The 16,642-nt window shown below is 46.1% G+C and carries 6 protein-coding genes; 3 read left to right on the top strand and 3 right to left on the bottom strand.

What is annotated here, in order from left to right:
* Positions 1 to 4: 4 nt before the first annotated feature.
* Positions 5 to 325 (top strand): carboxymuconolactone decarboxylase family protein, encoded by a 321-nt coding sequence (locus tag ACYVUV_RS05790; protein WP_439774991.1) that lies wholly within the window; start codon positions 5 to 7, stop codon positions 323 to 325.
* 64 nt (positions 326 to 389) lie between these two features.
* Here ACYVUV_RS05790 and ACYVUV_RS05785 read toward each other — a convergent pair whose 3' ends face one another.
* The 3 genes from ACYVUV_RS05785 to ACYVUV_RS05775 form a co-directional block, all read right to left on the bottom strand.
* On the bottom strand, positions 390 to 1,055 hold the full coding sequence (locus ACYVUV_RS05785) for a hypothetical protein (protein WP_439774992.1): 666 nt from the start codon (positions 1,053 to 1,055) through the stop codon (positions 390 to 392).
* A 20-nt stretch (positions 1,056 to 1,075) separates the two neighbouring features.
* Positions 1,076 to 1,732 carry a hypothetical protein gene (locus ACYVUV_RS05780; protein WP_439774993.1) on the bottom strand — a complete coding sequence of 219 codons (657 nt, stop codon included), beginning with the start codon at positions 1,730 to 1,732 and terminating at the stop codon, positions 1,076 to 1,078.
* A gap of 138 nt (positions 1,733 to 1,870) precedes the next feature.
* Positions 1,871 to 3,283, bottom strand: a complete 1,413-nt coding sequence (locus ACYVUV_RS05775) for an ATP-binding protein (RefSeq protein ID WP_439774994.1) — start codon at positions 3,281 to 3,283, stop codon at positions 1,871 to 1,873.
* Between the two features lie 452 nt (positions 3,284 to 3,735).
* On the opposite strand from ACYVUV_RS05775, the gene trpB reads away from it, so the two are divergent.
* Positions 3,736 to 4,935: a tryptophan synthase subunit beta gene (gene trpB / locus ACYVUV_RS05770; protein ID WP_439774995.1), complete on the top strand. Its 1,200-nt coding sequence runs from the start codon at positions 3,736 to 3,738 to the stop codon at positions 4,933 to 4,935.
* 350 nt (positions 4,936 to 5,285) lie between these two features.
* Positions 5,286 to 15,983, top strand: a complete 10,698-nt coding sequence (locus ACYVUV_RS05765) for a mucin-binding protein (protein ID WP_484499169.1) — start codon at positions 5,286 to 5,288, stop codon at positions 15,981 to 15,983.
* The last annotated feature ends 659 nt before the right edge of the window (positions 15,984 to 16,642 follow it).

Here is a 16,642-nt window from a genome sequence, read left to right as displayed (position 1 = left end):
AAAAATGGCAGAAAAACAAACTGCAGGCCGCGATCGTTTGGGCAAGTTAGCACCAAAGTTCGCGGAGCTGAACGATGACGTTTTGTTTGGGGAAGTTTGGTCAAGAGAAGACAAATTGTCGGCTAGAGACCGGAGCATGATTACCATTGCCGCACTGTTTTCCGCAGGCTTGTACCCGCAACTGAAGAGCCACTTGGAATTGGGCAAAAAGCATGGAATCACCAAGGAAGAGGCAGTGGAGATTGTCACTCAGCTGGCTTTCTACTGCGGCTGGCCTAAGGCGTGGAGTACTTTCCCTTTGATTGAAGAAGTTTACGGAGACTAAACCAGAATATGCAAAAAAGATCGTCAGACCACATGGGTGGAATGACGATCTTTGTTTTTGCTGATTACTTGTAGCGGGAAGGGATGACGAAGTACTTACTGTTGTATGCCGCGGCAATCCGTGGATATACATATACTTTTCCGCCCTTAAGAGTGTAATTCATCTTAGAAGCATGCGTGGTGCGTAAGTACTCATCGTCAGCCCCAAGGTCTACAGCGCCATAATAGAGTTGTGTGCCTATACTACTTTTATCGCCTTCCGCAACATCGAAAACAGTAAGCTTTTTTCCAGTCTTAAGGGAGTAGGTCCAACTACCTGTAAAGTAAGTAGCGCTTCCGCCAATATTATAATCTTGACCGTATCTAAAGGAGATAACGCCATTTTTATTGTAGGTTGCACGTGGCTTTACAATATCATCGTAGGTTGTATGAGTACCTACATGCTTGGAATCCCATTTTGCGAACTCAAATAATTCCTTCTTGTGCTTAAGTTCAGCCGTATAGCTTTTTCGTAAAGACTCATTGATTTTCTTGATGGCAGCTGAATTGCCTTTCAATTGTGGTAGTTTGTAGGCAAAAATAGCTTTAATCCCATGCTTGTATTTTCTAACTGTTTTATATTGCTTAAAGTAGTACTTCGCAGAGCTGCTAGCTTCTGCTTTGGAACTGGTAACTAATCCTACAGACAGAGCCAATGCAAGGGCACTAGCGACAACATATTTCTTTTTCATGTTATTTCTCCAATTAGCTATTACTTGTACCGAGCAGGCAGGGTGAAGGACTTAAGCATGGTTGGGCCATTAACTTGTGGGTACACATATACCTTGCCGTTCTTCAAAACAAAGCTCAGATCCTTTAAATCCATTGACTTAAAGTAGTAACTTTCGGCCCCAAACTTTTTGGCGCCTTTAACAAGCTTCTTTTTCACACTCGCACGACTGCCTTTAGCCACGTCATAAACGTTCAACTTCTTGCCAGTTTTAAGTGAGTAAGTCAAGCTGTCTAAGGTGTCTCGCCTGACACCGCCAGCCCACCATTTCTTATAAGTCCGAAATGATATAACTTTTCTCTTGTTATAGGTTGCCTTTGCGATTATCGTATCGAAATAGCTTTGGTTAGAAAAATCAGCCGCGTCTTGTTTAGCGAAGTGGAAGACCGTCTTCGAATTCTTCTTCTCGGTACTATAGCTCTTCTTCATGTCCTTGTTGATCTTCTTTACCGCGGCGGAGTTGCCTTTCAGTTGCGGCAGTTGGTAGGAAAAAGTCGCCTTCATCCCATGCCTATACTTCCTAACCGACCGGTATTGCTTGATCGTGTACTTAGCTGAGTTGGCTTCTGCCTTAGGAGCAGCCACCAAACCAAGAGTTACAGCTGCGACAAGTGCACCAGTTATCACACTTTTCTTCATAAACTCACTCCTCGTATGTTTGAAACAAATATTACCACTTCATATTGTACTACTGAAACTGAACTTAAAAAATCTAACTTACGAAAAAACGTCAGACCTCACATGAGAAGTCTGACGAAACTTGTTTTATCAACTTTTTCAAAAATCATCAAAGAGAATTAGTCTAACTTTTTGCATTTCAGCCAGCTCTTTAAAAGAAGGGCTGCTCTCTTTGACAAAGAAGTAGAGATGAGTTTTCGTGATGCCGAATTTCGAACTAAGCAGTGCCGCGCGGCTGCGCAAGGTATCTAGCATTTGCGGGCTCAGCTTCTCTGCCTTGCGCCACTTGCATTCACCAATAATCGCTTCTTTTTTGTCATAACTCACGGCAACCAAATCGACTTCTTCTTGTCGTTTAAGGGCAGGATTGTAGCCCCACCAGCTGCTAATTTCCTGCGGGTCGAAGGGGAGGTCGTCTTGTCTCCAGGTCCATTCCCTGCAGGCTTTCTCAAAAACTGGTCCTAAAAAGTTTGGCAGATCCGCCATGATCCTTGTTAAGAGACCACTTGTCCGGCCAAGTGAAATCTTATCCTGCTGGCCTGAAATATATTGGAACCAGAACTGAAACATTGTGTCTGAGATGTGGTAGATGGCATTCTTGGTATTTTTCTCAAGGATAGGCAACTTCCTTTCAACCATTTCTAGTTCTTGCAAGCGGCTGAGGTAGGGGCTCAAGCTAGATGCACTGTTCAAACCGATCGCTTTGTAAATTTCATTTGGCTTTGTTTTCCCTTGTGCTAAAGCAACCAGGATCGAATAGTAGGTTGCCGGCTTCCGGAGTTCTTCTTGCAACAGGACATTCGGCTCGTCTTGCAAAATGGCATTATTCCGCAAAAAAAGCCGGTTGATATTCTCTTCAATGCTTTTGTCTTGATCGATAAAGCTGAGATACTGCGGAATCCCGCCGGTGATGCCGTAGTAGGCTAGAAGGTCCTCATTCTTGACAAGGGGGAGCATTTTCTTAGTGTCAAAAATATCAAACGGCCGTATTTTAAACTGGCCAGTTTTTCTGCCGTAAAGTGGACTTTGATGGCCTAATACTTGGTGCTGCATAAAGGACATTGATGATCCGCACAGAATCAGCATGATGTTGTCATACTCTTTAAAAACGTGGTCAATGGCAAACTGGAGAACCGAGCTGATTTCTGGGGCTGATTGGGCGAAGTAGGGGAATTCATCCAGGACAAAAATCAATTTGCGATCTTGCATGTTCGCCAGGTCCTGTACCTTGCTAAAAATATCCCGGAAATTGCTATAGCTAAAACTGCGATCTAAACGGTTAGGATTTTCGAAGTCCAGAACCGCATTGGTCAGATAGTTTAAGTTGAGTTCTTTTGTTGCTTCAATTCCTTTTGCATAAATTGCTGGCTTGTCTTTAATTAATTCTTTGATCAGAGATGTCTTTCCAACTCTGCGCCGGCCATAGATAACCGCCATTTCAAAGCGAGGACTCTGATACATGTCAGCCAGGCTCGCAAGCTCTGCTTCCCGGGCAATAAAAGTTTGACTCATTATGTTTACCTCTAATCATGATTAATATAATCGTGTTTAGTCTAATCGTAATTATTATAATCGTAATTATAGTCATCAGCAAGAATTTTGCCGAAAACAAAATTTTTTTGCAAAAAGCTCTTGCACGTTTCTGAAAATCGTCTTAAAATGTAATCAACTTCAAAAGAAAAGACAAATTTAGAAAGGAACGATTAAAATGACTGTACGTAAACTTTGGCAAGACTGGCGTGACTAAGTGAGGCTGCATGTTATATGGTGTAGACTCACTGATTGCAATAATCTAGGGAGTCTATGCCAGGACAATCGTTTCTGAAGAAATCAAAGGACTGTTTGGCATAGTTGGTCAGACAGTCTTTTTTTGTACTCAAAATTAGATATACATGTATAGGCTCCAGCAAAACATAGTTAGAAATAAATTAAAAATAGCAAACTATCAAACAAGGAGAACTATCATGACTGAAGCAACTGCAGAAAAGAAGGAAATGTTTTACGGCGAATTTGGTGGCCAGTACGTGCCAGCTGAAATCCAGGCAGCACTTGATGAAATCGCGGATGAATTTGAAAAGGTGAAGGATGACCCGGACTTTAACGCCGAATTGAACCAGCTGCTTCGCGATTACTCAGGCCGGGCAACTCCGCTTTACTTCGCTGAATCATTGACCAAGCGCCTGGGCGGGGCAAAAGTTTACCTTAAGCGCGAAGACCTTAACCACCTGGGTGCCCACAAGATCAACAATGCCTTAGGCCAAGTCCTGATCGCCAAGCGTCTTGGCAAAAAGCGGATCATCGCTGAAACTGGGGCTGGCCAGCACGGTGTCGCTACTGCCGCTGTCGCTGCCCGCTTCGGAATGAAATGCACTATCTACATGGGGGCAAAAGACTGTGAACGGCAAAGATTGAACGTCTTCCGGATGCGCCTTATGGGGGCTGAAGTAACTCCAGTCACCGCCGGCACCCAAGTTCTGGAAGATGCAGTTGCCGCAGCCTTCCAAGACTTGGCCCAAAACCTGGACACTACCTTCTACCTGGTCGGTTCAGCCGTTGGTCCATACCCATACCCGCAAATGGTTGAACGTTTCCAAAGAGTCATCAGCAAGGAAGCAAGACAACAATTTCTGGACCAGGTCGGCCGCCTGCCGGATGCCGTCATTGCCTGTGTGGGCGGCGGTTCCAACGCTATCGGGGCCTTCGGTGAATTCATCCCTGACAAGGAAGTCCGCTTGATCGGGGCAGAAGGGGCCGGCAAGGGGGCTGACACCCCGGAAAACGCCGCAACCTTGACCAACGGCAAGGTCGGTATCAACGACGGGATGAAGAGCTACGTTTTGCAAGATGATGAGGGAAAAATCTTGCCGGCTTACTCAATCTCAGCCGGCCTGGACTACCCAGGCATCGGGCCAGTTCATTCCTTCCTTAAGGACAGCGGCCGGGCAGAGTACTACCCAGTAACTGATGATGAAGCAGTCGCTGCCTTCAAGCTGCTGTCTGAAACGGAAGGGATCATCCCCGCTTTGGAAAGCTCCCACGCCTTGGCTCAAGCTATCAAGATGGTGCCAGAAATGGATCCTGACCAGATTGTCATGGTCAACCTGTCAGGCAGAGGGGACAAGGACGTTAACCAAGTTGCTGCCTACCTGGGCGAAGAAATTTAAGTGAAATAATATATAAGACCGGAAAGAGTCAGCATTCTCTTTCCGGTCTTCTTTTTGCCTGAAGATACGCAAGGAATTATATTGTTATCACTTTTTTCTCCTAAAGATTAGAGCAATTTTTCTATAGGTAAAAACTGGTGAAAGGTGTATTTTCGCTTTATATCGACTTTGACTAACAATTTGATAATTTATAATCTATTCTAGTTCCCTAAAAGTGCTTATTTTCCGTTAGTAGAATAACTACAATCTAATAATATTATTATTGACAATCCAAACATTCTTGCTTTATGCTAAAGATAGATATACGAATAAATAAGTATTATAAATTAGCAATAAAAGAGGGAATGAATATGTTGGTGCCTAAGGCAAAAAAATTCAATGCTCGGCAAACAGAAGATGCCAAGCAACGGTTTAGTATCAGAAAGTACAGTTTTGGTGCTACCTCAGTATTGCTGGGCTTCTCCTTCATGCTGATGGGGGCGGGCAGCGTTTCCGCCGACACGACCACTCCAGCAGAAACCAGTACAGAACTGGTTGCTGACGCCGCGGCAAACAGCGGATCCCAGCAGACAACGAGTGAATCAACTGAAGACAGCACGAAGACTGACGCGGCAAGCACGACTGCTGCAATTACCAGTACGGAAAACTCTGCAGCGACTACACAAACTGCTTCTGCTACTGAAAGCACAAATGATGCGGCATCTACTCAGACCGCAGAAAAGAGCAGCACAGACAGCACCAGTTCTGACAGCAGCGCAACTGAGGCAAAGGAAAGCACTGATTCAAGTGCAACCGCGGCAAGTACTGAAACTGCAGAGTCAAGTGCAACTTCAGCAAGTACGGAAAGCACTGACCAGGCAGCGGCAACTACTGCTAGCCAAAGCACTGAAGAAGAAAAGGCAGCATCTACCACTGACACAGCTTCTACTACTGCAGAAAAGACGGAAGACGAAACTGCGGTACAAGCCAAGCAAACGGCTACTGTAAGCAATAATTCAGAAGACCGCCTGGTACAAGGCAAGTCTTTGACCTTGTCCAGCGACAAAATCGGCTATACTTCTGAAAATGGAGAAACTACTGGTAATAGAAGCTCAATTACAGCTACTATTTCCTTCACTGGGGAAGTAGGAGACAAGTTCACGTTAACGGTCCCAGCAAACGTTACTGGTGAGGATATGTCAATTTTGTATGGCATCAATTCTTACACCAAGTCCAGTATCGCGGATACCACTGTAACGCAAGACAACGCAGCAGGTTACTTCTACATTACCAGTGTCTTAAAGGAAGCCGGCAGTCTGACTCAGAACGTTGTCTTTACATCGGTAAAAAGCCAAATGACCACTATCGGCGATAAGATGGTGGACTCTGATTCAATTGGCAGCCGGGAGATGCAGATGATTCTGTCGGCTGAAGATGCCGATGGCAATAGTTTGGGCTCAGTCAGTGAGACTTTTACCCAAATCATGAAGCCAACGGTTGATCCGCAGCTGACCCGTACCCCAGACAAGAAATATCAGGCAACTATCCAGCCAAACAAGGACTACACTTACTCCTTGAGTCTGAATGAGCTGCTTGGTATCAATAATGCCAGTGACGTCGGATCATTCTCCAGCAACCGGGTAATCAGAAGCATTAACTATGGCACTGAAATCCGAATCCCTGTACCGGCCCAGTTTGAGTTGAACGCTTCAGATACTGCAACCAAAAATGCTTTTAGCGATCAAACCACGATTACTCAAGATGGGATTGGGGCAGATGTTGTAATCACTGTGCCTAAGGGTTCGGGTAACAATGTTGATACATACGATGCTCGGCAGACGCCATACTACATTGTCGGCAAGTATGTTTTTGACGGCAGCGTCAATCAAACAGTTACTGCAGACAAACCTATTACAATCACTCAGTATCTTGATGATGCACAAACCAAGACCTTGACCGGGAACCTTGACATTACCTGGAGCGAAAACGTCAATTCAGAAATCACAAAAGGGAACGCCAGCCTTGGGGGCTACGGTGCCTGGACTGGCAACGAACTGGTCTTAAAGGATACGGCTGACAGACTGACTACTTTTGCATTTGGCAACCTGTCCAGTTATGACTTGACCGACGTATCATTTGATATCAAGGTAGCCGATGGTTTTAACGCAACTGGTATTACTACGCCTAAAGTAGATGGCACTAACAGTTACAGCTATGTTTTGACCTACGCCGATGGCACTACCAGCACTGGTACAGTGACCGCGGGTGAAGCGATCAAGGCTACGGGCAACAGCCCGATCCGGGAAGCCGTTTTGACGGCAGACTATTGGAAGGCAGGAGCCAAAACCGATGGTGCCGGCGTGGCAATGGATCCGAATACCCAGCTGCAGCGCTTTACGATTACTGGGAACTTGTCTGATACTTATGACGATGGCAGCGCGGTGAAGACTGGCGACAGTCTGACCAACTCCATGACGGTTTCTTCTGACTACTTGAAGGGGGCGACGCAGAAAGTAACGCAGAATATTGTCCCAGAGTACATGAGCAGCTTCCGCATCTATGAAGATGGGGGGATCGGCTTGGCAGGCGAAAGCCAGAAGCTGACTATTCTCAGCAACACGGACTTGAGCTTTGTTAAAAATGTCAATCTGGACAAGCCAGTCATTTATGTGGTTTTGCCGCAATACGCAGTCTACAATGAAAACGCATCTACCTTCTATGGTGATCCGACTGTCTCAACTTTCTACGTCAATGATGGGGCAAATCAAGTAGTTAAACTGGACTACAGCCAATCAGAGTATCAATACAATATCCGTAACAATAATTACAAGATTGTCGCGGACATCAGTGACGATGCTTTGCCAGGAACATATACCAGTCACTTCTTTGTCAGAACTACGACAAAGATGATGTATATGACGTCCGTCAACTACAATCAGCTCTACAAGCCAGAATACACTGAAGGCGATTCAACGAATGTCTGGACAAACGGGATTTCAACCAACAAGTTTAGCTTGACCGTCCTCACTCCAACTGAAGAATTCACCATGGGTGCCATGAGTCAAGGTAACCTGGATACAACTTTCCAGAATACTGGCAAATCCTTCTCGACTGATTTTGAGGACATGCAGTTCAAGATCACGCCGAAGAATTTGACCAAGGGTGATTTGACCAATGTCCGCATCTACTCCAACTTGCCGACTGAAGGGGATGTACAGCTGACTGGACCGGTAACGACCACCGATACTAATGCTAAAACTTACTATTCAACCAGTCTAGTCGACCTCAGCAGCAATGAAGAAGACAATGTTACTTGGCTGAGCGAGGATGAAGTGACTGATTGGTCAACAATCAAGAGTATCAAGGTCCAAGAAGATACGCTGGCTCAGTCAACGCCGTCCAACCTGTTTTCAATCGTTATTCCAGCCAAAGATACCAGCTTAACAGGCGATGTGGGCAAGTACTTGAATTTAGGCTACAAGGCATATGCTGACCAGTTTGTTACCCCAATTAAAAAGTCCATTGCGACCAGCATTCTGGTTTTGGGGCCGACGGTAGAAAGCAGAACGGTTACTAGAACCATCAATGTCCATCTGCCATCTGGTGAAGTGCAGACCACTAAACAGGAAGCAACAATTACCAGAACAGGGGTTGTTGATAAGACTGGCAACACGACTTACTCAGACTGGACCACGTCTTCATGGGATGAATTTAGCAATGTCCCAGAAGTTGCCGGTTTTACCCCAAGTCAAAAAGTGGTTGAGGAAGCAAGGGTTGATTCAACTACTAGCGACGTCACGATCGATATTACCTACACTGGCAATACCCAAAAAGCCCTGGTTAACTATGTCGATCAAGACAAAAACAATGCGGTGATTGAAAACTCTGGTGACTTAACTGGCGCTTCAACGACTGCAATCGGCTACAGCACTGCTGATACGATCAAGAAATTGGAAGAAGCTGGCTATGTCTTTGTATCAAGCGACTACCCGTCAGATGCAACGTACGACACTGACGACAATGTTGATCAAGTCTACACGGTTGTACTTAAGCACGGCCAAGCAGCTACTAGCCGTGACCAAAAGGTAACCCGGACGGTTGTTTACGAAGTACCAGCTGGCTTTGATACTCCAGCGTCAGTAGAAGAGACTCTGTCCTTCACTCAGAATGGTGATCAAGACCTGGTAACCAAGGAAATCACTTGGAACCCGGTTGACTCACAGAGTTTGCAAACTGTAACTAGTCCGAAGATTGCTGGCTTGACTGCTGACAAGAAGGAAGTTGCTTCTGAAGAAGTAACGCCAACTTTTGATGGTGACAAGTCAACTACTGTCGTAGTTGTTTACACGCCAAACGTTCAAAACGCTTTGGTCAACTACGTGGACGAAGACAAGAACAACGAGTTGATTGAAGACTCTGGTAACTTAAGCGGTCTGTCCAAGGACACTATTGCTTACAGTACTGCGGACACGATTCAAAAACTCGTTGATGCTGGTTACGTATTCGTATCAAGCGATTACCCAACTGACGCCGCTTACGACACTGATGACAACACTGACCAAGTTTACACTGTGGTTCTGAAGCACGGGCACAAGTCTGTTGATCGTGACCAGAATGTAAAGCGGACTGTAGTTTACGAAGTGCCAGCCGGTTTTGAAGCGCCAGAATCAGTAACTGAAACTGTATCCTTCACTCAGACTGGTGACCAAGACTTGGTAACCAAGGAAATCACTTGGAACCCAGTTGACTCACAGAGTTTGCAAACCGTAACCAGTCCAAAGATTGCTGGCTTGACTGCTGACAAGAAGGAAGTTGCTTCTGAGGAAGTAACTCCAACTTTTGATGGTGATAAGTCATCAACTGTCGTAGTTGTTTACACTCCAAACCTGCAAAATGCTTTGGTCAACTATGTAGATGAAGATAAGAATAACGAACTTATCGAAGATTCAGGCAACTTGAGCGGCTTTTCAAAAGATATGATCGGCTACAGTACTGCCGACACGATCAAAAAGTTGGTGGACGCTGGCTACGTATTTGTATCAAGCGACTACCCAGATGATGCAACCTACGATACTGACGACAACACTGACCAAGTTTACACTGTAGTTCTGAAGCACGGTCATAAGACTGTTGACCGTGACCAGAATGTAAAGCGGACTGTAGTTTACGAAGTTCCAACAGGTTTTGATACTCCGGCATCAGTAGAAGAGACTTTGTCCTTCACTCAAACTGGTGACCAGGACCTAGTAACCAAGGAAATCACTTGGAATCTAGTTGATCCTAAGAGCTTGAAGACTGTGACTAGTCCAACTATCTCTGGTTTGACTCCAGACAAGGACGAAGTAGCTTCACAAGAGGTTGTACCAACTTTCGACGGTGACAAGGAAACCACTGTGAAGGTTGTCTACACTGCCAACAAGCAGAAGGCCTTGGTAAACTACATTGACCAAGACAAGAACAACGAATTGATCGAAGACTCTGGTGAACTTACCGGTCTTTCAAAGGACTTGATTGGCTACAGCACTGAAGATACGATCAAGAAGCTCGTTGACGCAGGTTATGTATTCGTATCAAGCGATTACCCAACTGACGCCGCTTACGACACTGATGACAACACTGACCAAGTTTACACTGTGGTTCTGAAGCACGGGCACAAGTCTGTTGATCGTGACCAGAATGTAAAGCGGACTGTAGTTTACGAGGTTCCAGCAGGCTTTGACACTCCAGAATCAGTAGAAGAGACTTTGTCCTTCACTCAGACTGGCGACCAAGACTTGGTAACCAAGGAAATCACTTGGACCCCGGTTGATTCACAAAGTCTGAAGAGTGTAACTACTCCAACCATCTCTGGCTTGACTCCAGACAAGGACGAAGTAGCCTCACAAGAAGTTGTTCCGACCTTCGATGGTGACAAGGAAACCACTGTGAAGGTTGTCTACACTGCTAATAAACAGAAGGCCTTGGTAAACTACGTTGACCAGGACAAGAACAACGAAGTAATCGAAAACTCCGGTGATCTTACTGGCCTTTCAAAGGACTTGATTGGCTACAGCACAGAAGACACAATCAAGAAGTTGGAATCAGCAGGTTACGTATTCGTATCAAGCGACTATCCATCAGACGCCGCTTACGACACTGATGACAATACTGACCAAATCTTCACCGTTGTATTGAAGCACGGCCACCAGAGCGTTGACCGCGATCAGAATGTGACCCGGACTGTTGTCTACGAAGTGCCAGCAGGCTTTGACGCTCCAGAATCCGTAGAAGAGACTTTGTCCTTCAATCAGACTGGTGACCAAGACTTGGTAACGAAGGAAATTACTTGGAACCCAGTTGATTCTAAGAGCTTGAAGACGGTCACTAGTCCAACTATCTCTGGTTTGACTCCAGATAAGGACGAAGTAGCTTCACAAGAAGTAGTTCCAACCTTCGATGGTGACAAGGAAACCACTGTCAAGGTTGTCTACACTGCCAACAAGCAGAAGGCTTTGGTAAACTACGTTGACCAAGACAAGAACAACGAATTGATCAAAGACTCTGGTGAACTTACCGGTCTGTCAAAGGACTTGATTGGCTACAGCACTGAGGACACCATCAAGAAGTTGGAAGTAGCAGGCTACGTATTTGTATCAAGCGACTACCCAGATCACGCTGTTTACGATACTGATGACAACACTGACCAAGTTTACACTGTAGTTCTGAAGCACGGCCACAAGACAGTTGACCGTGACCAGAATGTAACCCGGACTGTTGTTTACGAAGTGCCGGCTGGTTTCGAAGCACCAAGTTCAGTAACTGAAACTGTAAGCTTCACTCAGACTGGTGTTCAAGACTTGGTAACTAAGGAAATCACTTGGACTCCGGTTGATCCTCAAAGCTTGAAGACTGTAACTACTCCAACCATCTCTGGTTTGACTCCAGACAAGGACGAAGTAGCTTCACAAGAGGTTGTACCAACTTTCGACGGTGACAAGGGAACCACTGTGAAGGTTGTCTACACTGCCAACAAGCAGAAGGCCTTGGTAAACTACGTTGACCAAGACAAGAACAACGAATTGATCGAAGACTCTGGTGAACTTACCGGTCTGTCTAAGAATTCAATTGCTTACAGCACTGAGGATACGATTAAGAAGCTCGTTGACGCAGGATACGTATTTGTATCAAGCGACTACCCATCAGACGCCACTTACGACACTGATGATTCAACTGACCAAGTCTACACTGTAGTACTAAAGCACGGCCAGGCAACTGTAAGTCGTGACCAAAAGGTTACTCAAAACGTTGTCTACGAAGTGCCAGCCGGTTTTGAAGCACCAGAATCAGTAACTGAAACTGTATCCTTCACTCAAAGCGGTGTTCAAGACTTGGTAACCAAGGAAATTACTTGGAACTCAGTTGACTCCCAAAGTCTGAAGAGTGTAACTACTCCAACTATTTCTGGTTTGACTCCAGACAAGGACGAAGTAGCTTCACAAGAGGTTGTACCAACTTTCGACGGTGACAAGGAAACCACTGTGAAGGTTGTCTACACTGCCAACAAGCAGAAGGCCTTGGTAAACTACGTTGACCAAGACAAGAACAACGAATTGATCGAAAGCTCTGGTGAACTTTCAGGTCTGTCTAAGAATTCAATTGCTTACAGCACTGAGGATACGATTAAGAAGCTCGTTGACGCAGGATACGTATTCGTCTCAAGCGACTACCCATCAGACGCCGCTTACGACACTGATGATTCAACTGACCAAGTCTACACTGTAGTACTAAAGCACGGCCAGGCAACTGTAAGTCGTGACCAAAAGGTTACTCAAAACGTTGTTTACGAAGTGCCGGCCGGTTTCGAAGCACCAAGTTCAGTAACTGAAACGATTTCCTTCACTCAAACTGGTACTCAAGACCTGGTAACCAAGGAAATTACTTGGAACTCAGTTGACTCTAAGAGCTTGAAGACGGTCACTAGTCCAACTATCTCTGGTTTGACTCCAGACAAGGACGAAGTAGCTTCACAAGAGGTTGTACCAACTTTCGACGGTGACAAGGAAACCACTGTCAAGGTTGTCTACACTGCTAACAAGCAGAAGGCCCTGGTAAATTACGTTGATGCAGACAAGAACAACGAATTGATCGAAAACTCCGGTGATCTTACTGGACTTTCAAAGGACTTGATTGGCTACAGCACTGCCGAAACGATCCAAAAACTCGTTGACGCAGGTTACGTATTTGTCTCAAGCGATTACCCAACTGACGCTGCTTACGACACTGATGACAAAACTGACCAAATCTACACTGTTGTATTGAAGCACGGCCACCAGAGCGTTGACCGCGATCAGAATGTGACCCGGACTGTTGTCTACGAAGTGCCAGCAGGCTTTGATGCTCCAGAATCCGTAGTAGAGACTTTGTCCTTCAATCAGACTGGTGACCAGGACCTAGTAACCAAGGAAATCACTTGGAACCCAGTTGATCCTAAGAGCTTGAAGACTGTGACTACTCCAACTATCTCTGGTTTGACTCCAGACAAGGACGAAGTAGCTTCACAAGAAGTTGTACCAACTTTCGACGGCGACAAGGAAACCACTATCAAGGTTGTCTACACTGCTAACAAGCAAAAGGCCTTAGTAAACTACGTTGATGCAGACAAGAACAACGAATTGATCGAAAACTCCGGTGATCTTACTGGCCTTTCAAAGGACTTGATTAGCTACAGCACTGAAGATACCATCAAGAAGTTGGAAGCAGCGGGCTATGTATTCGTCTCAAGCGACTACCAAGATGATGCAGCTTATGACACGGACGACAACACTGATCAAGTCTACACTGTAGTTTTGAAGCATGGTCATAAGACTGTTGACCGCGACCAGAATGTAAAGCGGACTGTATTTTACGAGGTTCCAGCAGGCTTTGACACACCAGAATCAGTAGAAGAGACGTTGTCCTTCACTCAGACTGGTGACCAAGACCTGGTAACTAAGGAAATTACTTGGACTCCAGTTGACTCCCAAAGTCTGAAGAGTGTAACTACTCCAACTATTTCTGGTTTAACTCCAGACAAGGACGAAGTAGCTTCACAAGAAATTGTTCCAACCTTCGATGGTGATAAAGAAACTACTGTAAAGGTTGTCTACACTGCTAACAAGCAGAAGGCCCTGGTAAACTACGTTGACCAAGATAGTAACAATGCAGTGATCGAGACCTCCGGTGACTTGACCGGTTCATCTAAGGACGCAATTGCTTACAGCACTGAAGACACGATCAAGAAGCTGGAAGCAGCGGGCTACGTATTCGTCTCAAGTGACTACCCATCAGACGCCGCTTACGACACTGATGATTCAACTGACCAAGTCTACACTGTAGTACTAAAGCACGGCCAGGCAACTGTTAGCCGTGACCAAAAGGTTACTCAGAACGTCGTCTACGAAGTACCAGCTGGTTTTGAAACACCAAGCTCAGTAACTGAAACGATTTCCTTCACTCAAACTGGTACTCAAGACCTGGTAACCAAGGAAATTACTTGGACTCCAGTTGACTCCCAAAGTCTGAAGACTGTAACTACTCCAACCATCTCGGGCCTGACTCCAGACAAGGATGAAGTCGCTTCACAAGAAGTCGTTCCAACCTTCGACGGTGACAAAGAAACTACTGTAAAGGTTGTCTACACTGCCAACAAGCAGAAGGCCTTGGTAAACTACGTTGACCAAGATAGTAACAATGCAGTGATCGGGACCTCCGGTGACTTGATCGGTTCATCTAAGGACGCAATCGCTTACAGCACTGAAGACACGATCAAGAAGTTGGAAGCAGCAGGTTATGTATTCGTCTCAAGTGATTACCCAACTGACGCCGTTTACGACACTGACAACAACACTGACCAAGTATACACGGTTGTTCTTAAGCACCAGACTCAAGAAAGAGTCAACACTAAGGACGCTAAGCAGACGATCCACTACGTTGGCACTGACCAGCAGCTGCCTGACAAGGTTCAGACTGAAAAGGATGCCTTTAAGCAAGTTGTTGTAGTTGACCTGGTAACTGGCAAGGTGGTAGAAGAAGGTCCATGGACTGGCCAGAAGACTTTTGGCACGGAAACTGTAGCAGTAATCAACGGCTACCACTCCAATAAGAAGATCGCCGGTGGTTTGACCGCGACCCCAGACCAGCCAGAAGTTGAAGAAACTGTCACTTACGTTCCAAATGGTCACGTCATCTTGGTTGATAAAAATGGGCAGCAACTGCCTGGAACTAGCTCAGACCAGTACACGACTGATCCAGAAGACCCAACCAAGGTACTCGACGTTGTTGTTCCGGAAGTGAAGGGCTACCAGCCGCAAACTGTTCAAGTAGGGCAGAAGCTGACTCCGAGTGACCCATCTGGCGACACTTACATTATCTACGATGTTCCTACTCAGCCAGTCGAGCCATCTAAGCCAACGACTCCAACTGAACCGACTAAGCCGGGAACTCCAGTAGAACCGACTACACCGGATCAGCCAACTGTACCGACTAAGCCGGAAACTCCAGTAGAACCGACTACACCGGATCAGCCAACTGAACCGACTAAGCCGGAAACTCCAGTAGAACCGACGACACCGGATCAGCCAACTGTACCGACTAAGCCGGATACCCCAGTAGAACCAACTACACCGGATCAGCCGACTGTACCGTCTAAGCCAGCAACTCCGGCAGAACCAGCTCAACCTGATCAGCCAAGTGAACCGACTACTCCAGAGACTCCAGTTGAACCGGCAACTCCGGATCAGCCAAGTGTACCTTCTAAGCCGGCAACTCCGGCAGAACCAGCTCAACCTGAGCAGCCTATCATTCCTTCTAAGCCAGCCACCCCGGCAGAACCTAAGACTACCGAGAAGACGAATACTCCGGCTTCTCCAGTCGCAACTGCTTCTCAGACTAGCCAAAAGACCAGTCCAAGCAAGAAGATGACTGCCGCTGAATTGCCACAAACTGGCAGCGATAACAAGCAAAGCAGCGAAATGACCCTGATGGGTGCAATCCTGCTGGCTCTGTCCGCCGCAACCAGCTTTGTCACTGGCAAGAAACGGAAGAAAAATTAATTTTTAGGCAAAAAGAAAGAGCCTGATAAAGAGGCTCTGAACGAAAATGGTGAAGTTCGATCTGATTCGGACTCCACCATTTTTTGATAATGATAAGATATTAGAAAAGGGGGAGGGACCATGAACGGGGGATATTCCGTAACTCAGCGAACAAAAAATGTGAAGCAGCCTAGGGGTGGATACATCAACCCGAAAGAGCTTAAGGCAGAGTGCTATAAGAAATGTGGAAGAATGTGCGCTTGATACCGGCTGGTTCACATTATGGTCAAGATATTCAGCTTTGCGACTATCACATCATCGATATCTCTACTTCCAGCACCGACATGCCTGGCTGGAACATACCCAGCACATAACATAGGACTCTGCCGGCTTCCATTTCTCTCACGAGCGTTCACTGCCAAGCTTTCGCATTGACAGCGTGGGCGATCTCTGCACTCGATATGCTCACATCACCTGTACGGCTGAAGCCGCAGACAATGCCTTTATCCGAAGATGAGCAACCGAACTGTCTCACGAGTTCTGAACTCGCTTCTCGCATGTTCTTCCATTTGAGGAATTGCATGCGCGGTCGTAGAAACCGATTTGCTGCCAAAACAACTTATCGGCTTCCCGTCCGGTGAGCCATCTGCACCGAAACAGCCACTTACGCAACTGCTCAA

The organism is Lactobacillus sp. WILCCON 0149 (assembly GCF_057197965.1).
This window is presented reverse-complemented; position numbering and strand designations above follow the sequence as displayed.